Raw genomic sequence first — 20680 nt, forward strand, 5'->3', positions numbered from 1 at the left:
AACACACGGGGTTGCCCCCATACACCCTCGCGCGAGTATATAGGGAAGTGCCGTATGGGACATGAGCCACAGATGAGCCCGGCCGAGATTGCTCGCCTTCAAGCGCGCCTCGCTGAATTGGAAGAGTTGGTGCGGGCCTTACAGATGGGCGAGGCTGATGCGCTGGTGATTGATGGGCCGCGTGGCCCGTTGATCTATACCCTGCGCGGCGCCGAACACCCCTACCGGGTGTTGGTCGAAACGATGAATGAAGGCGCCTTGACCCTGTTGGCCGATGGCACCATTCTCTATTGCAATAGCAAGTTCGCTGAAATGGCCGGTCTGCCCCAAGATCAATTGACGGGCCGCTCGTTGCTTGATCTGGTCGCGCCGGCTGACCGGCTGCTCTGTGCTGAACTGCTCTCTGCCGGCGCCGCCGGTTCGAGCAAGGGGCCCATCACCCTGCAAGCGGTTGATGGTTCGCAGCGACCGGCCCAGATCTCGTTGCGCGCCCTACGCGACGAAACCGAAGCCAATATGTGCGCGGTGGTGACCGATTTGTCGGGGCCGCAAGCGGTCGCCGCCCAACTGCGCGCCGCGCTGGCGGAAAAAGAACTGCTGCTGCGCGAGGTGCATCATCGGGTCAAAAATAATTTGCAGATCGTGTCAAGCCTCTTGCGCTTGCAAGCCGAAAATATTAGCGACGAGCGGGTCAGCGCCGCGGTTCAAGATAGCCAAAACCGCATTCGCGCCTTAGCGTTAGTGCATGAACAACTGTACCGCTCAGAGAGTCTGGCCCACATTGACATTGGCGAGTATTTGCAAAATATTGCCACCAGCGTCTGGCGTTCGCTCAGTGTGCGGGGCAGCCCGATCCGGCTGGCCAGCGAAGTGAGCCACGGCATTAGCATCAATATCGATCAGGCGATTGCGCTGGGCTTGATTGTCACCGAATTGGTCTCGAATAGCGTCAAGCACGCTTTTCCCCATAGCGCCAAAGATGGCGTCATCAGTTTGCGGTTGCATAAAGAGGGTGATGCGTTGCGGGTCGAAGTCGCTGATAATGGCGTCGGTATGCCACCCACAGTCAATACTGGCGGCGGTAGCCTTGGCATGCAACTGGTGCAGGGCCTCTGCCGCCAGATTGGGGCCACCCTGCAATTTGGCGCTGGGCCGGGCACCACTGTGGTGATTCGGGCACCCATAGGGAAGGCTGATGCCGGTTAGCGGTGCAGCCCGCTCTTAACCGGCATCCGTGGCTGGCGACGCGCGCAACGCGCGTAATGCCTCTTCTTGCTGCTCGAACAGATGCGGCGCCACCCCGCTCGCCGCCAAGGCATCGCCGATCTTCATCCGCAAAAAGGCGCTCGTTGTATAACGAGTGACGCGGGTGTAGTACCGCTCCATCAAGTGCGCGACCATCGCGCTATATTCTGGCAACAGTTCCGGCGTAATGCTGAAGTTGTCGTAGTTGACCACCGCCGCCATTCGCTGGCCGGCCCGGCGCGCCAGTTGGTCAACGTGATCGGCAATTGCGGTAATCTGTTCCGGCCGGGTGATGCGCAGACCTTCAAAGTTGATAAAGAGAATGCCGCTGTGCGGGTCGTAACTGAAACGCCGTTCGAGCGGCAAGCCGACCAGTTCTGCCCGCAGTCCCATTGGCCCATCCCGAAAGATGCGCGCATCCATCACCCGCACATCGGCGGCCATCGCCGGACGAAACGCCATCTGGGCCAGAATATCGCGTTCAAGGTCGATGCCGGGGGCAATCTCGCACAGCTCAATCCCAGCCGGGGTGAGCCGGAAGACGGCGCGCTCGGTGACGTAGAGCACCGGCTGGCCCCGCTTGGCCGCATAGCGCCCGCTAAAGGTAATGTGCTCAACCTGTTCGACGAACTTACGCTCGCGCCCCTCTTGTACGATCTGGAGCTTCCCATTATGGACGGCCACCTGCAAGCCGCCGGCGGTAAAGGTGCCCACAAACACCACCCGGCGCGCATTTTGGCTGATGTTGATAAAGCCGCCAGCGCCGGCCAGCCGCGGGCCGAATTTGCTCACGTTAAGGTTGCCAGCAGCATCGGCCTGCGCCAAGCCAAGAAAGGCCAGATCCAACCCGCCGCCGTCATACAGATCAAACTGCGCCGGTTGATCAACAATCGCATCGGTATTAATGCCGGTGCCGAAATTGAGCCCGCTGCTCGGAATACCGCCAATCACCCCCGGCTCGGTCGTGAGCGTTAACAAGTCGGAGATGCCCTCTTCGGCGGCTACCGCCGCAATTCCTTCCGGCATGCCAATGCCGAGATTCACAACCGCATTGGCTTGGAGTTCACACGCTGCCCGGCGCGCGATCAGTTTGCGCTCATTGAGCGGCATCGGCGACAACAGCTCGGTAGGCACCCGAATCTCGCCGCTCAGCGCCGGATCGTACGCCACGGCAAAGGTCTGCCAATGATGTTCGGGACGCGCGACGACGATACAATCAACCAGAATGCCGGGAATCTTGACGTGGCGGGGCGAAAGCGTGCCCCGCTGGGCCAACCGCTCGACCTGCACGATCACGATCCCGCCGGAATTGTGCGCGGCCATCGCCAACGCCTGCGCCTCGAGCGTCAGCGCCTCGCGCTCCATAGTGACATTGCCTTCGGTATCGGCAGTCGTGCCGCGTAGAATAGCGACATGGATCGGGAAGGTCTTGTAGGCCAGATATTCCTCGCCATCAAACGTGATCAGTTCGACCAGATCCGTCTGGGTGCGATCGTTGAGTTTGCCGCCGCTGATGCGCGGATCGACGAATGTGCCGAGGCCGACGCGCGTAATCGTGCGCGGCTTGCCGGCAGCGATGTCACGGTAGAGGTGGGTAATCACGCCCTGCGGCAAATTATAGGCTTCGATCTGCCCGCTGACGGCAAGACGTTGCAAGGCCGGCACTAAGCCCCAGTGGCCGCCAATCACCCGGCGCACCAAACCGGGCAGGCCGAGATGGTTCAACCCCTTCGCTTTCCCATCACCCTGCCCCGCCGCATAGACGAGCGTCAGATCACGCGGTTCACCGGTAGCGCGAAACCGCTCTGCCAACGCGATCGCGATCTCTTCGGCAAAGCCGGTGCCGACAAACCCACCCGTTGCGACGGTGTCGCCGCTACGGATCACCTGCACGGCATCGGCGGCGCTCACCACTTTATTGCGGCGACCCTGCGTTTCCTGATCAACCTGCATCATGCCCTCACGACTGCCGGCTACTCAAGCCGCGACTCCAACGCGCGCATCGCCGTCGCCAAATATTCCTGCCTGATCGCCGTTGTCACATCGCCCCGAGTGCGCTCAAGCACTGCCCGCAGCGCATCGGTGGTGCGCCGCAGACCGCCGGTAATCGCTTCGGGAAAATCGACCGTGATCAATGCGCTGTAGATATCGTCCATCACGCCCAGCAATTGTTCGCCACGCGCCACCTCACCCCGGCGCAAGCCATCGAGAATCGCCCGGCGCAGCTCGCTCGCCGCCTCGGCCAAACCGTTGAGATAGGCCGCCGGCTCAACGCCGATCATTTCACCGGTCGGCGGCTCGTCACCGGCCAAAAAGGCTAACACTAGATGCGCCTCGGCGTACTCTTTCAAGGCATCTTGGGTGTAACCGGCGTAGCGCACTTCAGGCGCACCGGCAGTAGCGTCATTGAGTTCGGCTACTACTCCCTCGGCTACCGCCAAGAGATGGCGGGCCGTGGCAAAATCGCCGCGATGGGCAGCACGAATACTGTTAGCGCTTTGCCGCACTAAAACGCGCGTCGCTGCGATCGCACGCTCGCGTGCGGTGTGGATGCTCTCAAGCTGCACCACGCACCCGGCAACAATCTGCTCGATGCTCATACAGAACCCCTTGCTTGGTCAGCGTAGTGGCTATTATAGCATCGATTGCAGAGGCTCCTGATCCGTTGTCTCGCTGTTACGTCAATTGATCGCGATCTCAACCCGCTTGCGTCCAGTGGCTTTGGCCGTATACAACGCCCGATCGGTTCGCACTAGCAGGCTGGTCTGATCATCGTCTGGCCGGTACGACGCCACGCCACAACTCGCCGTCACCGGTTGGGTATCAGCGAACCACCATCATGAAGGCCGGCCAACACATGCTTACATAATCTTCACATTTCTATAAATGGGAAGCAAGGACTGGCTTAGGGTAGATCCATTGCAGTTTTTTCACCCAAACGAAGGAGACAATTCAGCGCCGACGACCCGGTTGCGTCCGGTCGATTTGGCCTCATACAGGGCAGAGTCCGCTCGCGCCAGCAGACTAGTCTGATCGTCGCTGGGGTGATATTCGGCCACACCGAAACTCGCTGAGACGACGTGATCGCTAAGCCCTATGTGCTCCATAATACGATGGCGCAAACGATCAGCAAGCTGCTCAGCTTCTGCGAGATGCGTGCAGGGCAGCAGCAAGAAAAACTCTTCGCCGCCCCACCGCCCAACGAAATCGGTCGAACGGATCATCGTGCGCGCCAAACGCGCCATCTGGCGCAAGATCTGATCGCCGCCTTCGTGGCCATAAGTGTCGTTGATCTGCTTAAAGTGGTCAATATCCCACAAACAGATCGTAAATGGTTCGCCGTACCGTTGATAGCGCGCAGTTGCTTCTTGCAACACCTGTTCACAACGCCGGCGGTTGGCCAAGCCGGTAAGCATATCGACAAAGGCCCACTCTTCCATCAGCTCATACTCGATCTGCAACCGCTGGGTCTGCGCCCGGTAACGGCTGACAATATAGATAAAGCACAGAAAGATCGCGCCCATGCCATACACTTGCAACGAGCGCAACCCCGGTTCGAGCGGTTCGTGCGGCATACTGAACAGGATTTGGCCACCCAGAATGATCACCGAGAGACCGTACAAACTGGTGACTATCAGCACACTGGCCCGATGACGGAAGAGGTGAAAACCGAGCGTGCAGATCATGAACAAGAACCAGATATCATCATTAACGGTCTGCTCCCAGCGCAACGCGAGGGTTTGGCCGAGCAGCGGCGGCACAATGCCGTTGAATAACAACGACTCGGCAGCGAAGACGATAAACATCAGCCGTTCCACGGTCGTTAATTTGCCGCGCCGGGTGGTGACGAGCCAAACCACAAAGAGGGAAATCGCGATCAGAAAGAGATCATTAACAATATAGACGAGACGCACAACGAGCGGCTGAGTATGATCAAGGCTTTGCTTGACAATATCAATTGCCACCATCAAGACACCCAGCGAACCAGCGATCTGGTAAGTGCGGCGACGTTGCTGGTCGAAGCGTCCGCGTTCTTGTTCGATGACCGTTTGCATAGTAGACAGGGGCTTCGTCACCGCAGCAATGATGAGGGATAGAACCTTCGCCAATGCTCCGCCAGCGAAGCGATGATACGAGAACAAGGCGCCTTTGCAATGTGCGAGCGTCAAGCCACGAGAACACCGCGAAAAGACTCCCTTTCATCATACTCGACTGAGGTTGCTTTTGGCGGGAAATCATCCGGATCTTTTGCCCAAACGCAGGGTGTTCCGCCGGCAACGATCCGTCCGGCATGTACTGCCGTCTGTAGACCCTCGCTCGTGGCGCGACACACCAGCCGTTGCCGTGCATGCTGACTACTGTAGCGAGCGCCTGTTACAAGATCGCAACAGACTGGCTCGCCAGCGGCGGATGCGCCCGCACTTGATTACGCCCGGCAGCTTTGGCAGTGTACAGAGCCGCGTCAGCGCGCGCCAAGAATCCAGCCGGATCATCATCACCCTAGTATTCGGCCACGCCAAAACTGGCCGTCACCGGACGATCGCCAACCACCACCTCGGCCATCACCGCACACCGCAACCGCTCGATCAACTGCATCGCCTCACCCAAGCGGGTATGCGGCAGCAGCAAGAAAAACGCTTCCCCGCCCCACCAGCCAACCACATCAGATGCGCGAATCTTGGCACGGGCCAACTGGGCCATCTGGCGCAACACCCGATCACCCACCTCGTGACCGTAGACGTCGTTGATCTGTTTAAAGTGATCAATATCCCACAGGAAAATGGTGAATGGTTCATCGTACCGCCGGCAACGCGCCATCGCTTCTTGCAACGCCTGCTCGCAGCGACGCCGGTTGGCGATCCCGGTCAACCCATTGATGAGCGCCCACTCTTTCATCAAGGCATACTCGGTTTGCAACTGCTGCGCCTGCGCTCGATAATGACTCATGACGTAGATAAAGCCCAAAAACACCGCTGCCGAAGCGTACACTTGCAACACCCGCCACCCGGTTCAAGATTAATGCCTTGCAGGCTGGCGAATACCATCTGGCCACCCACAATCGCCACCGAAAGGCTATAAAAACCGATCGTAAACGCCATCGCGATGTGGTAGCGAAGTAGGTGAAAGGCGAGCGCGCACACCACCATCATCAACCAAATATCATCCTTGACGGTCTCATGCCAGCGTTGCGCAAGAGTCTGGCCAAACAGCGGCGGCACCAAACTATTGAATACCAGCGAATCGAAGGTAAACAAGAAGAAGGCGAGCCGTTCGAGGAAGGTAAGTTGATTGCAGCGCCGCGAGAGCATCCAAACGAGCGCCAATGCACCTGTCACCATAACCAGATTATTGGCGAGATGTACCAACCGCTCTACCCACGATCGGTAGAGATCAGAGGACAGAATGGCAAACGCATCAATCGAGATTAAAACCACACTAAGCAGACCAGCGATCTGGCAAGTACGGCGGCGTTGGTGTTCAAAGTGCTGAATCGCCTGTTCGAGTGTATCCTGCATGGCAAAAAAACGTTGAAGAGGCGTTGCAAGGCAACGTCTCTATCATATTCGCACGTTGCATCTACCACAAAAAACCACTATTACTAGAGATGAAGCTAGAGAAATGAGTGGTTAACACCGTTTACGCACAAGAATAAAATCTCTTCATCATATTATATTGCAACTCAAGACATCTCACGACGCAAACAATCTATTGCGCCCAACTATCATAACATGAACTGAATCGATTTTGAATAGCTTTTTTGGTTAGGAAATAGTTTATGTTTCGCGCCAAGCCAGCACGCGCGCCGGTGCGCCGTCGGCATAGACGAGGGGCAGAGGGAGGAAAGCGAAGGTATAGCGGACGCCGGATTCCAATGCGGCCAGATTGCAGAGGTTTTCGGCAATGAGGATGTTCTTCCCTAATAATGCAACATGGGCGGTATCATTGCCGTCAACAGTCGAATCGACGCTGAAGGCATCGATTGCTACCAGCGTGACACCTGCATCAACCAGTGCCTGCGCCAATCCGGCGCTCAGATACGGGTGGCGAGCATATTCATCTGTTCCCCAATACGCTTCCCAGCCGGTGCGGATAACCACCATCAAGCCCGCCGGCAACGCCACGCCGGCCAAGACTTCTGGCCCGATCGGCGCATTGGCCGCATACCCGCGGGCATCAATCACGATCCCCGGCCCGACTAGCCGCTCAGGCGGAATCGCATCAATTCCGGCGCCATCAGCAAAACGATGGCGCGGCCCATCGAGATGGGTGCCGCTGTGGGTGCCTAAGTGTAGCGCACTGATCTGCCATGGCGGGCTAGGCAGCGGCGTGATCTGCACCGGCGGATCACCCGGATATACCGGCATGCCGGATGTGATCGGACGGGTGAGATCGTAGATCATGCGTAGTTTGGCTGGTTTCTGGCACAATGACGACGCTTTCGGGGTGAATACTTAGCTGCACCTCATTCCCTACCGCCGTATCGAGATCCGTATACGCGGTGTAGGGATGGGCCATCTCTAGCATCACTCCCCCAACCGCAACGTGCAACTGAAACAACCGCCGGCCTGGCCGCCACTCGACAATCCGGCCCGGCAGCAGATTGTGATCGGCAAACCGGGTCAGCGGGCGATCAGGGTAGACGAGCCAGATCTCTTCGGGCCGGATGAAGGCCGTGACCGTCGCTCCCAGCGCCGGCAGTTGCGGCGGCAGCGCGGCAGCAATCCGCCATCCCTGCCAATCGAGCCAGACCCGATCGAGGTCAATGCCAATCACGCGCGCTGTGATCAAATTGGCCATCCCCAACACCCGCGCCACCCGCACATTGGCCGGATACCGGCAGACCTCGGCCAGCGGCCCGATTTGCTCGATCTGGCCCTCGCGCACAATCGCGATCCGGCGCCCAACGGCAAAGGCGTCATCGAGATTATGAGTGACGTAGATCACGATCAGACCGCGCTCGGCCTGTAAGGCGCGTAGATCGGCGTGCAACTGGTCACGCACCGGCTGGTCAAGCGCCGAAAATGACTCGTCAAACAAGATGACCGGCGAATCGGTCGCCAAAGCGCGCGCAATCGCCACCCGCTGCTGCTGACCGCCCGACAATTCGTGCGGTTTACGCTGGGCCAGATGGGCCAGATGCATGCGATCGAGCAGCTCGTGAGCGCGACGACGGGCCTGCGCGCTATTGCCTAACGGAAACGCGACATTCTCCAGCGCCGTCATGTGCGGGAAGAGGGCGTAATGCTGGAAGACATAGCCGATCCGGCGCCGGCGCGGCGGCAGGTTGATCGGCGTTTCGCCGAGGCGCCGGCGAAACAATGCCGTATCGCCAAGGCTGATTATGCCCTCATCCGGCGTCATCAAGCCGGCAATCGCCTGCAAGGTCTGCGTCTTGCCCGCCCCCGACGGCCCAAACAGTACGAGGATCTCGGCTTCAACCTGAAACTGCATCCGCAGCGTCAGATGATCAAACCGGCGCCTGATATCAACGAACAAGCGCGGTTGCATCGGTTTCCTCCTGCCTCGTGATCTGCGTTGCAGCCGGCGCCGGGCGCGGACGTTCCAGTTGGCGCACCCACCATAAGCCAACAAAGGCAACCGCAGTCATGACCAGCACCATCAAGTTGGCGTCAGCGTACCGTTGCGCTTGCACTGCATCATAAATCGCGATCGGCAAGGTCTGGGTGCGTCCGGGGATATTGCCCGTCACCATCAAGGTAGCGCCAAATTCGCCCAGCGCCCGCGCGCCTCCCAACACGATGCCGGCCACAATCCCGCGCCGGGCCAGCGGTAACGTGATCCGGACAATAATCCGCAGTTCGCCGGCCCCCAACGTGCGCGCCGCTTGTTCAAGCCGCGGATCAACGTTTGCTAGCGCGGCTTTGCTGCTCTGGATCATCAGCGGCAACCCTACCACCACCGCCGCCACCACTGCCGCCGGCCACGAAAACAAAATGCGGATCTGAAACCATTCCACAAGCGGACTACCCCGCCCCAACGCTAGCAGCAGATAATAGCCGATCACGCTCGGCGGCAAAATCAATGGTAGCATCAAGAGCGTCTCCACCACAATTCGTCCGGGGAACGCGGTACGCGCAAGGAACAATGCAATCGGCAAACCGATCACAACGATGAAGAACGTTGCCAAGACCGTCACCTGCAATGACAGCCACAACGCCGGCCAATTCATACTCCGCTACCTCTCGTTGGGCAAGATGAAATGATACTTGCTCATGATCTCGTGCCCTTCCGGGCTGCTTACAAAATTCATAAACCGGCGCGCAGCCTCACGCTGCTTTGAGCTGGTCACAATCGCCGCCATCTGAATCAGCGGGTAATCGGGATGCAATTCTGCCGGAATCAGCACCCAATGGCCATTGCTCTGCACGCTCAGCGAGAGAGCGACAATCGCTGCTTCGACATTGCCAGTATCGGCCAGCGTCAAGGTTTGGGCCACATTCTCGCCAAACACCAGCCGGTCTTTGATCTGCTCCCAGATTCCGGCTCGTTCCAACGCCTCGCGCGCCGCCTGCCCGTACGGAGCGTGCTCTGGGTTGGGAATCGCAATCCGGCGGTAGGCCGGATCGAGCAGATCAGTGAGCTGCTGCGGTTGCAACCCCTGATCGGGCCGCGTCCAGACCGTGATCCGGCCTTGGGCATAGATGGTCATCGACGACTCATCGACTGCCCCCTTCGCAGCCAAATCTTCGACAAAGCTCTTATTGGCGGCGTAAAACACATCAAACGGCGCGCCGCGCTCGATCTGTTGGGCAAGCTGGCCGGTCGAGCCGAAATTGAACACCACCTGAATCCCGGTGCGTTCGGTAAACAGCGCCCCAATCTCCTGAAACGCCGGAGTGAGATCAGCCGCCGCTGCAACCGTGATCTCGGTAGCTGCGGTTGCTTGGGGTGTACTACACGCGGTTAGCATCCAGAGCGCGAAGAGGAGAAGACTGAACGATCGAATCATGATGTATATCCTGTTAGCGTTCAACAACCTCTGCCAGCGTGTGTTGAGGGTCGAACATAACGTTTGATCGAGTACAACCATTCATCGCTACGCAATGCCTCAACGCTCAATTCTCCGCTCCCCTCTCCCAGTGGCGTGGGAGAGGGGCAGGGGTGAGGGCCAGCAGCCCGCGCAGCGGGCTTCGTAAGCCAAGCCCGGCCCTGAAGGGCCGGGCGCCGGACAGATGTTCTGCTCGCTCTTGAACCAACGTCTGCCGGCATCCCTCTAACCACGCCAACACTGCCTGCAACTGGCCCGTTCGATATTGCAACACTACCCGTTCAAACGCATCGGCCGGCAGCGCAGCGATCTTGATATCGTTCTCTGCCAGCCATGTTTGGCAACAAACGATTTGCCGCACCAATAATTGCGTTGCTGCCGCAACCCCTTCACGCCGGGCAAAGTAGTATTTGGCTAAAAACTCTAACCGGATATCACGGCCATGCGCTACCGGCGTGCTTAACCATTCGGTAAAAATCGCTTCACCCTGCTCGGTCAACGAGAAGATTTTGCGCGGTGGCCGGCTGCCCTGTCCTTCAAGATGGCAACGGAGATACCCCTCTGCTTCGAGCCGATCAAGCACGGCGTAGAGGTGGCTTTGCTTGATCCGCCAAATGCACCCCAACCCATCGCGCGCTTGCGCCTGCTGAAATAACTCATACGGGTGCATGGGTCGCTGCCGCACGAACCCAAGCAGAGCTAGCTCAATGGTAAGAGGCTGTTTCTGTGAAGGCATCACCCACCCGCTCGCCGCCAATCGCTGCAGTTGCGCAATCACCACAGCGACATAACTCGGTCTCGCCGCAGTATGTCCAACCACTAACCGCCCAGCTCCTGCACAACACTGTTGTTACGCTTTGAATACTCATAGTATGAGTACTATACCGTACCCTTTCACTACTCGTCAAATTAACCGGCATGGCTAAACGTTTTGTAGTCTTAACGCCAGTGATTGTCATCATTTTTGCAGCCGGCGCCGCTATACTGCCGGTAGTTGACCAAGCACTCTACACCAACGGATGCTCGTATGTCACTTGAGACGCTCCCGTTCACCTCGCCAATCCAATCGCTGGTCAAGGACAACCGGCTCCGCCAGCGCTCCACCCACCCGCTGATCCTTGACCCGCCACTCGCGATCCTCGACGCAGCGGTGACGAACATTGAGCACTTCTTTGCGCGTAACCGGCAACTGATCCCAGACCTGAGCCCGGCCAGTTGGGAATTGACGATTGACGGGCTTGTCCGGCATCCGCTGGTGATTGACTACGACGACCTGCTCCACAAACCGGTCAGCAGCTTCTTTGCCGTGCTCATTGGGCGCGACGACGGCAACGACCGCTACGCAGCGATTGCCAACGCCGAGTGGATTGGCGTTCCGGTTGCCCTCTTGCTGGAAGCCGCCGGCGTCAAGCCGCAGGCGGCCTTTGCCGCCTGTTGGAGCTATGGCGAGCAGCCGCTGGTACGCTATGTTCCCCTTGCTAAGCTCTGGCACGATGCGATGCTAGCGTATGCGGTCAACGGCCAGCCGCTGCCGACGCTGCACGGCGGACCGGTACGGTTGGTTGTGCCCGGCTGGGCCGGCGCGTACTGGATGAAATGGATCGAGCGGATCACGCTGCTCTCAGCCGAAGCAGCGCCGCCCGCAGCGCACGGCGATGGTTCGTTAGCCATTGATTGCCGGCTGTTCAACCTTAGTGAGGTTCTCCAAGGCGATAATCATCAACCGCTGCGCGGAGTGGCATGGTCGGCAGGGCAGGGTATTGCCCGCGTAGCGTTAGCGCTTGACGACGGACCGTGGCATGCAGCCACCCTTGCGAGCGATCTCGGCCCGCGCGCATGGCGGCAATTTAGCTATTACAACCCGGCGGGCATCAGCGCGAGCCGCCGGTTAGCAGTGCAGATTACCGACAACACCGGCCAGACCGCGGTGTACCATTGGCTCTTGTAGCGCCGCACTGCCTTGACGCCGCACTGCTGTGCGGCGCTACAAGTGACTATGCGCGGAGCTTCTCGCGGAGATATGCTTCAAGTTCGGCGATCGGCACCCGCTCTTGGGCCATCGTATCGCGATCGCGCACCGTAACGGTTTCGGCCAAGGCCGGATCTTTGCCCTGCCCGATCGTGTCGAAATCGACCGTAATGCAGAACGGCGTGCCGATCTCGTCTTGCCGGCGGTAGAGTTTGCCGATCGCGCCGGTGTCGTCGTAGACGGTGCGCATGTCGCCGCCAAGCTGCAACCGGCGGCGCACCTCTTTGGCGGTGGCGACCAGTTGGTCGTGGTTGCGCTTGAGCGGGAAGACCGCCGCTTTGATCGGGGCCAGCCGCGGCTTGAGCCGCAACACCGTGCGGTAATGCTCGTCGATCAGCGGTTGGGCTTGGCCGCGCAGTTTCTTGCCCACCTCAATCTGATCCACTCCCGGCATCGCCAATAACTGCTCGACTTCCGGCAACCGCTCGGCCAACGCTTGGCCGAGTTCTTCACCCCGCGCCAGAATCGCATCGCGCGCTTCGGCGCTGATCTTTTCGCTGCGACCCACCGACTTGAGGAACGATTGCAGCGCTTCGCCAACCACGGCCAGCTTGTCAGCCGGCAAGGCCTTGGTCAGCTCTTCGGCATACCCCTCGCACAGCACGGCTAACATCGCGCGCCCCACCCCTGCCGACGGCTCGATCACATACGGCACCACGTGCCGGCCACTAGCCTGATCGAAGTAGGTCAGGCGGGCAATGCTATCCTCGTTGCGATTGACGCGCGCGGTTAAATTGAGCTGGTCTTGATCTTTGCTGTGCGAGCCAAGATCGTAGTCGGTGCGATTGGCGATCCCCTCAATCTCTTGCACGCCGATATTGGGATAGTCGTACATCAGATCGAAGGTGCGTTTCGAGTAGTGGGCCAGCTCATCGGCGGGCACATCGTAGATCGTGATCCGGCTGCGCGGAATACCGATCTGCTCCCACCATGCCAACCGGGACTCAAGCCAGCGCTGGTGCCACTCTTCATCGGCGCCGGGCATCACGAAATACTCGATCTCCATCTGCTCGAACTCGCGCACCCGGAAGAGGAAGTTGCGCGGGTTGATCTCGTTGCGAAACGCCTTGCCGACTTGAGCAATCCCAAACGGCAGCTTGCGAGCCGTCGTCGTCAGTACATTGGCAAAATTCACAAAAATGCCCTGCGCAGTTTCGGGGCGCAGATACGCGAACGAGCCGCTATCGGCCACCGGCCCGATCTGGGTGCGGAACATCATGTTAAACGGGCGCGGCTCGGTCAGATCGCGCGAACCGCAATTGGGGCAAACGCCGTGGATGTGGTCGGCGCGCCAGCGCATCTTACACACGCGGCAATCAACCAGCGGATCGTTGAAGGTCTCCTCGTGACCAGAGTACTTCCAGACCAGCCGGTTCATCAAGATCGCGGCATCTAACCCCTCCATATCATCGCGCTCGTAAACATTCGTGCGCCACCAATCGGCGATGATGTTGTTTTTCAATTCAACCCCGAGCGGGCCGTAATCATACACCCCCTGCAACCCGCCATAAATCTCGCTGCTGGGGAAGATAAAGCCGCGGCGCTTGGCCAGCGCCACAATCTGGTCGAGTGATGTAGCCGGCACAGCGATTCCTCCTTCGCACACAATAAAAAACCGGGCGAACATGTCGCCCGGGGACGCATCACACCTGACGCGCGGTTCCACCCCGGTTAGCGGCGCGAGCCGCTCACCTCAACGCCAATTCCGGCTCCCCGGCGCCGTTCCGCCATTCTGAGCCGCCGGGCTCGCACCATCCCCGGCTCGCTGGGCGCTCATCGCGACGTACTCCTCCGGTTCATCGCCAAAACGAGTATAGCACAGGCCAGCAGGGTGCGCAACCACCTCACACGAGCCTACTCAGCTTTGCTGCGATAACCCTGCACGGCAGCGCAGCGTTACGAATGATGGGCATGGCCGTTATTGGCCGCATTCGACGGCGGCGTTTCTCCGGCCAGATGAGTATAAATCTGCGTGGTCGCAATCGAGGCGTGGCCCAACCGTTCTTGCAACTCGCGCAAATCAACCCCGCTGCGCAACTGGTGGGCGGCAAAGGAATGGCGCAACATATGCGGCGTCAAATCATGCATGCCCACCTGTTCGGCATAACTCTTGAGAATGAGCCAAAAGCCTTGCCGGGTCAACCGCTTGCCGCGATGATTGAGGAAGAGCGCTTCATCATCGCTGCTCGTTTGGCGAGCCAACTGCGGGCGCGCGATATCGAGATACTCTTCCAGCGCCGTCACCGCCGGATCGCTCAACGGCACAGTGCGTTCGCGGCCTTGCCGGCCCAAACAGCGCACGGTTTTGGCATCAAAGGCGACATCATCAACATTCAGCGCGACCAACTCGCTGACGCGCATCCCGGTTGCGTACAGCACTTCGAGCATCGCCTTATCGCGCAAACCTTCAGGGGTGCCGTTTTGCAGCGGCAACTCCAGCAACTCATCAACCTGATGCTGGGAAATCGCCCGCGGCGGGAAGCGATCGACGCGCGGCGCATCGAGGTGCTCGGCTGGATCGTGGCTAATGAGGTTCCGTTCCCGCAAAAAGGCGAAGAACGACTTCACCGCCGCTAACCGGCGCGCAACCGTCGAGTTGGCGTACTTTTTCTCTTTGAGGTTGAGCACAAAGGCCATCATCGCCTCGGCGTCAACATCGGCCCAGCGTTCGATCCCGCGATCCTGCAAGAAGCTGCACAACTGATCGAGATCGGTTCGATACGCTGCGGTTGTATTGGCCGACATATTGCGTTCATCGGCCATATAAGCGAGAAATTGCGCTACATACTGGTTCATGCGTCTGCCCGGTCGTTGATCGCCGCCTGTGTAGCGGTTTGCGTAGCGGTTATGGTACTGGAAAGACGGCGGCGTGTCAATTCAGAAACAGCAGCTCTCCTTAAAGCCACAGTGCCGGCAGCGATAAAATCCGGCCCAGAGGCGCATCTGCGCCTGACAAACGGGACATTCGCGCTCATCATCATCAACACTGCGCGGGCCGGCGATCACCAACGGGGCCGGCTCCTCCGGCGCTGGCGCAATTGGTTCTGGCTGCAACTGGCTCATCGGCATCTCCCTCCTTCGCCCGCCTATTGTACCATGCGTTGCCGGCTGGCAATAGCGCCGCGCAGGGATTCTGCTATACTGACCATAGCCTGATACACAGAGAGCACACTTGCATGCGCACTTTGATTGTCTTTAACCCAACCGCCGGCCACGCCGGGCAGTTGGAAGCCGAACTTGAGGCAGCCGCTCAGGTCTGGCGGGAACAGGGATGGACGGTTGATTTGCAGCCGACCAACGGCCCCGGCGATGGCCGTTGCCTTGCCCGGCAAGCCGCTGCCAACGGCTATGAGTTAGTGGTCGCCGCCGGCGGCGATGGTACGATCAATGAGGTTGTGAATGGTCTCGTCGGGAGCCAGACCATGCTGGCCACGTTGCCGCTGGGCACGATGAATGTGTGGGCGCGCGAATTGGGTTTACCCCTCCAACCCCGCGCTGCCGCGCAAACAATGCTGGCATGGTCGCCGCGCACGATTGATCTAGGCCGCGCTGGCGACCGCTACTTTCTGTTGATGGCCGGGATTGGGTTTGACGCCGCGATTACGGCAAATGTCCGCCCCGACGAAAAGCGCCGGTTTGGCGCCTTGGCGTATGTGGCGCGCGGCATCGAAGAGGTGATGCGGATTCGCGGCACCCGCGCTCGCATCTTGCTCGACGGTCGCCCGATCAAGGCGCGAGTGTTGATGATTGTGATCGGTAATTCGCAACTGTACGGCGGGCTGGTCAAGATTACCCACCGCGCGAGCATTGATGACGGCTTGCTCGACGTGTGCGTGATTAAAGGCGATAATGGGATTAACGCCATCGGCCATCTCATCGCGATCTTGCGCCGCCGCTTCAGCCTCAATCCCGACATCGCTTACTACCGCGCCCATACCGTCGAGGTGATCACCCGCCCGCCCTTACCGGTACAGGTTGATGGCGATCCCATCGGGACGACCCCGATGCGCTTTTCAGTGGTGCCATCTGCTTTGCGCGCGCTCTTGCCGCCCGACCTGCCCGATGACCTGATCCAGCAACCGCCGCCTAGCGCGCGCCGGTGGCCGCAACGCCTGTTGGCGTGGCTCCGCCGCCGCCGCGTCGAAGAGTAACGATTTCTTGGTGCTATGAAGCGTTTCCTGATCCTGCTTTTGCTCCTTATCACCGCCTGCGCCGCACCAACCGCACCGGCGACGCCAACCGCACCGGCCACCCTGCGCGGTGACGAACTGCCGGGCAGGCTCTTGTTTAGTCACAGCGGCGGTATCTGGTTGTGGGAAGGACGCACAGCCCGCCAAGTGATTGCGCCGCCGGCGACGCAAGCGGTGTTTGATCCGGCTGGCGAACGGATCGCTTACGTTGTGCCGCGCGCCGGGGCCAGTGATGTGATCGTCGCTGATAGCGCGGGCGCGACCATTGCCCAACTTACCCGTAACGACCCAGCGGCGCCTCCCGGCAGTCTCGAGCGGGTCTATGCCGCTATGTGGGCACTGTATCCAACGTGGTTGCCCGATGGCAGCGGGGTGCTCGCTGCGGCCCAAGCTGCGCCGCCGGCGGGTGATCCGCCGGCTGATGCGCCGCTGGCCATCTTCCGCTATGACCTCACCGGCCAGCGCCAACCCGTCTTCGCCGATCCGAATGCGCAGCTTGGCCGTATCGCCGTGTTGCCATCGGGCGATCTGATCGCGGTGCGCACCCCGCTCGGCAGTGACGGGCAACAACAACTGTACCGGATTGCCGGCGGCCAAGCTGCCCCCTTACCGGGAGCGCCGGTTCCAGCCTACGATCCGGCCCTGAGTCCCAACGGGCGCTGGCTAGTGTTTGCAGTTGGCATCAACGGGGGAAGTGATCTCTATGCCATGCCGGTCACTGGCGGATCGGCGGTGCGTTTGACCGATCTCGGCACGGCGCGCGCGCCGGTCTTTTCACCCGACGGCGCAATGCTGGCTTTTCTCGCCATTCCGCCGGGCGGGCGCGGGTTCGACCTCTATCTGGCCGGCGTGACGGCCACCGATGAAGGCTTTCAAATTGAGCCGCCACGCCGCATTTCAACCAATTTCACTATCAACGCCGATGCGGGCTTGTCGTGGGCGCCGTAACCGGCTCGGCCGGTTGCGCCGCCGGGAAGGAGAGCATCGCCGGACGTTCGCCGAGCAGATAAGCGATCACATCAGCCGCCGAATAGCCCTGCGTTAGGTCGAAGATCGTGCGCAGCCGCACCAGATCATCGCCGCTCGTCAGCAGCGGCGGCTCGGCGCCAATATCGGCGCGCGCCTGCCCCACCCCAATATTGGCCATCAGTGCATTGCACAAACAGCGCCGGCCTTCCGTCTCGGCCAGATCGCCGCCCTTCTTGACGAAGGTCGCCACCGGTTCGCTCGCGCAACGATAGCCGATCGTTCCCTTCGGCGTGCGATACATCGTGCGCAAATACCCAAGATCGCAGATCCGCTGGCGCGGCACCCCTTGCGCTGGGTCGGTATCCCAACGTACCACCTTGAACGGATACCCGGTCGGCGAGGCGCGCGGGTCGGTAAAGACATCCACCGCATCACGGGCCGCCGCTTCGAGCACCGAACGGCGCAGCGGGTCAGCCAAGCCCGAGTCAGTGCAGAAGGCAAAGAGCGTGCCCACCTGAATGCCCATCGCGCCAGCAGCGCGGGCCGCCGCCAACCCTTCCGGCGAAGCCGTGCCGCCGGCCAGCCAAAACGGCAGGCCAAGCGCAGCGATCTTGGTGGGATCAACTAGATCGCGCGGCCCATAGATCGGCTCGCCGCGCTCGTTGAGCTGCAACTCACCCCGCGGCGGCGCATTGTGCCCGCCGGCGGTCGGCCCCTCGATCACCAACCCATCGACACCGGCAATCTTGCGCGCAAACATCGTCGCCAATGTCACACTGGCCACAATCGGCAAAAACAGTGGCCGGCGCAACGCCGGCGGCTCACCCGGCCAATGCTCCGCCGGCTCGAAGGTAATGTACGTTGGCGGCGCGCCATCGTCACCCTCAATCTCTGCCGTCAGGCGGGCCGGCTGGTTAGCCGCCAACGCATCGAGCGCCGCCGGGATTTCACGCGGAATGCCGGCCCCCATAATGATCACATCCACCCCGGCCAGCAGCGCCCCATAAAGCAGGGCCAAATTGGGCAACTGAATCTTGGTCAGTAAATTCATGCCAATCGGGCGATCATGCCCCTCTTTGGCCAGCCACACCTCAACAAAAGCCGCCAGCATCGCCACCTGTTGCCGCTCTTTACTCACCTTCAGGTTGTACATCGGCAGCAGCGCGTATGGCTCATCAGGCGCGCGGCCTTCCGGCCGGAAATAGGCCTCCAGCACGCGCTCGGCTACGCCGGGAACGGGAAAATGCGCCATGGCCCGCCGCATTGCGCCATCAGGGTCGCCATCTTGCAGGCGCCGGATCAGGATCGTATCGATACCGGTGCCGGAAACAACGCCGAGCTGGCCGCAAGCTGCTACAGCTCGCGCCAGTCGCCAATCAGAAACGGCGGCGCCCATGCCACCCTGAATAATCATCGGCAAATCGGTGGCGCGCATGGTTCAAGACTCCTTAGACATTACAAACGGCAGCCGATCAGGATCGCTGCCAAAGGCGGGCGGGGCAACGTGCAGATTTCCGTGGAATGCCATCGGGGTTGGCGAACAAGCGATGCAAACGGAACTTTGACCCTCTTCCTCATATCATACCGCAGAGCAGGGATCGGCGCCAGATAAGAATCCGCTACCGGCCAGCAGAGCCAGAACGCGCGCTCCCCTGCTCGGCCCCTCTGATCCCATCCTCGCAGACAACCAGATCAAGCCGGATATCATGCGGCTCGCGCGGCAAGTGCGCCACTTCCTGCACGGCAAAAGCGACGCCAACCGCAATGGTAGGTGCGGTGGCCAGCAACGCATCGTAAAAACCACCGCCATACCCCAGCCGGTACAGATCGTGATCAAACGCCAGCAGCGGTACGATGGTCAACGACCACGCACCGGGTTGGGCCGGACGGATCTGGCGCGGCTGGAGCGTGCCAAACCTTCCGCGCACCCATTCGGTTTCGGCAAGGCTGTCGATCCAGCTATGCTCGAGCCGGCGCTGACCGGCCACCACCGGCACAGCCACTGCTTTGCCGGCAGCTAACGCCGCCGCGATCAGCGGTCTCGTATCAACCTCGGATCGCATTGGCATATAGCAATGAATAGCCGTCGCCGCCAGAAATGCCGGCAGTTGCTGCACCAAGGCGCAGATCTGCGCACTGCGCCGATCACGATCGGGCAGCGCATCGCGGCGCGCCATCATTGCGGCCCGCAAAGCGGCTTTCTGGGCGGCAAGCTCGGTCATGTCTTCGATGATATCCGCTCCATTGAACTATCGTACCACAGAAAACGCAGAGGGCGCAGAGGACAACACCCCTAACCCTCTGCGCTCTTCGCGTTCTCTGCGTCTTTGCGTTAAAATCCTTTGCGCCTTTGCCCCCTCTGCGCCTCTCCATTTACAGGTGGGGCGCTTTGATTTTGCGAATGACGCTCGCAAACGGCGGCAACGGCTTGGGCTTCGGATTGCGCGGGAACCACCCCAAATCGGCCCGCACGGCTTGCTCTTTGAGCTCGGTGGCCCCCCAGATAAACGAAGCGCCGGTCACGCCGAGCAACGCCGACCAACCCGCATCCGCCACCAACAGCGAGAGCACGATGATGCCGACTCCAAAGAGTAAGGGATACGGCCACCACAGGTAGCCGAGATGGTACTCCATGCGAATGACCCAAAAGAAGCCAAAGCCGATAATGCCAAGGCTAAAGAGACCGATTGCCAGACCTTCCCACATCATAGCGATGACCTCAGTGATATGTGCTGCTAATCCATGCAGTGCTACGAGGCGATTTCGGGTTTGCGGTGCGCCGTTGGCTGCGTATCAACGAACGGATCGCTCGGCTCGCGATCGAGCGGGTCGTGGAGTGTCGCCTTGCCCTCAGCCAGATAACGGGCATGGCGGGGGTTGTTAGGGTTCGCCGGCGCATGGCCGTGGCGCACTCGCCGGTCTTGCCGCACTAGCTCAAACGCATCCCACCACAGCGCGATCCCAACCACGCTGCACACGCCGCCGATGGTGACATTCGGCGCGAAGAGGGCAGCAACGTTGAGGATAAGACCGGCGATGATCAACGCAACCATCGGCGGGCGAATGTCGGCGCTCTTGGCCTCAAGCCAACGAACCCCGACATGCCCCCACCAGATGCTGAGAAATGTTGCCAGCGCCAACCAGAGACCACTTGTTTGCAGCATGCCATCCCTCACAAATCTACACAAATCTTAGCAATTGTGTGCAGTATTACATGGAAGGGCTGGCATGTCAAGT

At 60.1% G+C, this 20680-nt stretch carries 22 protein-coding genes; 4 read left to right on the forward strand and 18 right to left on the reverse strand.

The features are described 5' to 3' along the window. Positions 1-54 precede the first annotated feature (54 nt). The gene (locus A6A03_RS02895; RefSeq protein ID WP_066783390.1) at positions 55-1206 is read left to right on the forward strand and encodes a sensor histidine kinase; all 1152 of its coding nucleotides are present in this window, start codon (positions 55-57) and stop codon (positions 1204-1206) included. Positions 1207-1221: 15 nt separating this feature from the next. Here the strand turns inward: A6A03_RS02895 and A6A03_RS02900 are convergent, their stop codons facing one another. The 11 genes from A6A03_RS02900 to A6A03_RS02945 form a co-directional block, all read right to left on the reverse strand. Continuing rightward, positions 1222-3198: an acyl CoA:acetate/3-ketoacid CoA transferase gene (locus A6A03_RS02900; protein ID WP_172812274.1), complete on the reverse strand. Its 1977-nt coding sequence runs from the start codon at positions 3196-3198 to the stop codon at positions 1222-1224. Positions 3199-3218: 20 nt separating this feature from the next. Further along, complete coding sequence (locus tag A6A03_RS02905; RefSeq protein ID WP_066783394.1) at positions 3219-3845, reverse strand: translin family protein; 627 nt, start codon at positions 3843-3845, stop codon at positions 3219-3221. An 81-nt stretch (positions 3846-3926) separates the two neighbouring features. Beyond that, positions 3927-4058, reverse strand: a complete 132-nt coding sequence (locus A6A03_RS20250) for a diguanylate cyclase (protein ID WP_156525249.1) — start codon at positions 4056-4058, stop codon at positions 3927-3929. Between the two features lie 117 nt (positions 4059-4175). After that, the gene (locus tag A6A03_RS02910) at positions 4176-5300 is read right to left on the reverse strand and encodes a GGDEF domain-containing protein (RefSeq protein ID WP_066783396.1); all 1125 of its coding nucleotides are present in this window, start codon (positions 5298-5300) and stop codon (positions 4176-4178) included. Between the two features lie 445 nt (positions 5301-5745). Then, on the reverse strand, positions 5746-6192 hold the full coding sequence (locus A6A03_RS02915; protein ID WP_066783398.1) for a GGDEF domain-containing protein: 447 nt from the start codon (positions 6190-6192) through the stop codon (positions 5746-5748). Next, positions 6189-6761: a hypothetical protein gene (locus tag A6A03_RS02920; RefSeq protein ID WP_066783400.1), complete on the reverse strand. Its 573-nt coding sequence runs from the start codon at positions 6759-6761 to the stop codon at positions 6189-6191. The genes A6A03_RS02915 and A6A03_RS02920 overlap by 4 nt, the downstream gene beginning before the upstream one ends. Before the next feature lie 258 nt (positions 6762-7019). Continuing rightward, positions 7020-7646 (reverse strand): cyclase family protein, encoded by a 627-nt coding sequence (locus tag A6A03_RS02925; RefSeq protein WP_066783402.1) that lies wholly within the window; start codon positions 7644-7646, stop codon positions 7020-7022. Continuing rightward, complete coding sequence (locus A6A03_RS02930) at positions 7591-8754, reverse strand: ABC transporter ATP-binding protein (protein ID WP_066783404.1); 1164 nt, start codon at positions 8752-8754, stop codon at positions 7591-7593. The genes A6A03_RS02925 and A6A03_RS02930 overlap by 56 nt, the downstream gene beginning before the upstream one ends. After that, positions 8732-9436, reverse strand: coding sequence for a molybdate ABC transporter permease subunit (modB, locus tag A6A03_RS02935; protein WP_066783415.1), 705 nt, complete (start codon positions 9434-9436; stop codon positions 8732-8734). Before modB ends, A6A03_RS02930 begins: the two co-directional genes overlap by 23 nt. Positions 9437-9442: 6 nt before the next feature. Continuing rightward, the gene (modA, locus tag A6A03_RS02940) at positions 9443-10216 is read right to left on the reverse strand and encodes a molybdate ABC transporter substrate-binding protein (RefSeq protein ID WP_066783417.1); all 774 of its coding nucleotides are present in this window, start codon (positions 10214-10216) and stop codon (positions 9443-9445) included. A 106-nt stretch (positions 10217-10322) separates the two neighbouring features. After that, a complete protein-coding gene (locus A6A03_RS02945) occupies positions 10323-10991 on the reverse strand; it encodes a PadR family transcriptional regulator (protein WP_082908908.1) in 669 nt (222 codons plus the stop codon). Between the two features lie 291 nt (positions 10992-11282). Here A6A03_RS02945 and A6A03_RS02950 point away from each other — a divergent pair, with 291 nt between their 5' ends. After that, positions 11283-12203: a molybdopterin-dependent oxidoreductase gene (locus A6A03_RS02950; RefSeq protein ID WP_066783420.1), complete on the forward strand. Its 921-nt coding sequence runs from the start codon at positions 11283-11285 to the stop codon at positions 12201-12203. A 46-nt stretch (positions 12204-12249) separates the two neighbouring features. On the opposite strand, the gene A6A03_RS02955 is transcribed toward A6A03_RS02950, so the two are convergent. The 3 genes from A6A03_RS02955 to A6A03_RS02965 all read right to left on the reverse strand — a co-directional run bounded on the left by A6A03_RS02955 (position 12250) and on the right by A6A03_RS02965 (position 15353). Beyond that, positions 12250-13869, reverse strand: a complete 1620-nt coding sequence (locus tag A6A03_RS02955; RefSeq protein WP_066783421.1) for a glycine--tRNA ligase — start codon at positions 13867-13869, stop codon at positions 12250-12252. A gap of 311 nt (positions 13870-14180) precedes the next feature. Next, the gene (locus tag A6A03_RS02960; RefSeq protein WP_066783422.1) at positions 14181-15080 is read right to left on the reverse strand and encodes a tyrosine recombinase; all 900 of its coding nucleotides are present in this window, start codon (positions 15078-15080) and stop codon (positions 14181-14183) included. Positions 15081-15161: 81 nt separating this feature from the next. Further along, entirely contained in the window at positions 15162-15353 is a 192-nt protein-coding gene (locus A6A03_RS02965; RefSeq protein ID WP_082908905.1) for a hypothetical protein, read from the reverse strand. A gap of 107 nt (positions 15354-15460) precedes the next feature. On the opposite strand from A6A03_RS02965, the gene A6A03_RS02970 reads away from it, so the two are divergent. Together A6A03_RS02970 and A6A03_RS02975 are read left to right on the forward strand one after the other, a co-directional pair. Next, a complete protein-coding gene (locus A6A03_RS02970) occupies positions 15461-16435 on the forward strand; it encodes a diacylglycerol/lipid kinase family protein (protein WP_066783425.1) in 975 nt (324 codons plus the stop codon). Positions 16436-16450: 15 nt separating this feature from the next. Next, a complete protein-coding gene (locus A6A03_RS02975; RefSeq protein ID WP_066783428.1) occupies positions 16451-17422 on the forward strand; it encodes a TolB-like translocation protein in 972 nt (323 codons plus the stop codon). Here the strand turns inward: A6A03_RS02975 and A6A03_RS02980 are convergent. From A6A03_RS02980 to A6A03_RS02995, 4 genes are all read right to left on the reverse strand, one after another. Beyond that, positions 17388-18878, reverse strand: coding sequence for a nitronate monooxygenase (locus A6A03_RS02980; protein WP_066783430.1), 1491 nt, complete (start codon positions 18876-18878; stop codon positions 17388-17390). The genes A6A03_RS02975 and A6A03_RS02980 overlap by 35 nt on opposite strands. Positions 18879-19062: 184 nt before the next feature. Next, positions 19063-19665: a 5-formyltetrahydrofolate cyclo-ligase gene (locus A6A03_RS02985; RefSeq protein ID WP_066783434.1), complete on the reverse strand. Its 603-nt coding sequence runs from the start codon at positions 19663-19665 to the stop codon at positions 19063-19065. A 151-nt stretch (positions 19666-19816) separates the two neighbouring features. Further along, entirely contained in the window at positions 19817-20152 is a 336-nt protein-coding gene (locus A6A03_RS02990) for a DUF4491 family protein (RefSeq protein WP_066783435.1), read from the reverse strand. Positions 20153-20193: 41 nt separating this feature from the next. Further along, positions 20194-20607 (reverse strand): DUF4491 family protein, encoded by a 414-nt coding sequence (locus tag A6A03_RS02995; RefSeq protein ID WP_066783438.1) that lies wholly within the window; start codon positions 20605-20607, stop codon positions 20194-20196. Between the last annotated feature and the right edge of the window lie 73 nt (positions 20608-20680).

Origin of the sequence: Chloroflexus islandicus, assembly GCF_001650695.1 — a bacterium.
In the GTDB taxonomy this organism is placed as follows: Bacteria; Chloroflexota; Chloroflexia; order Chloroflexales; family Chloroflexaceae; genus Chloroflexus; species Chloroflexus islandicus.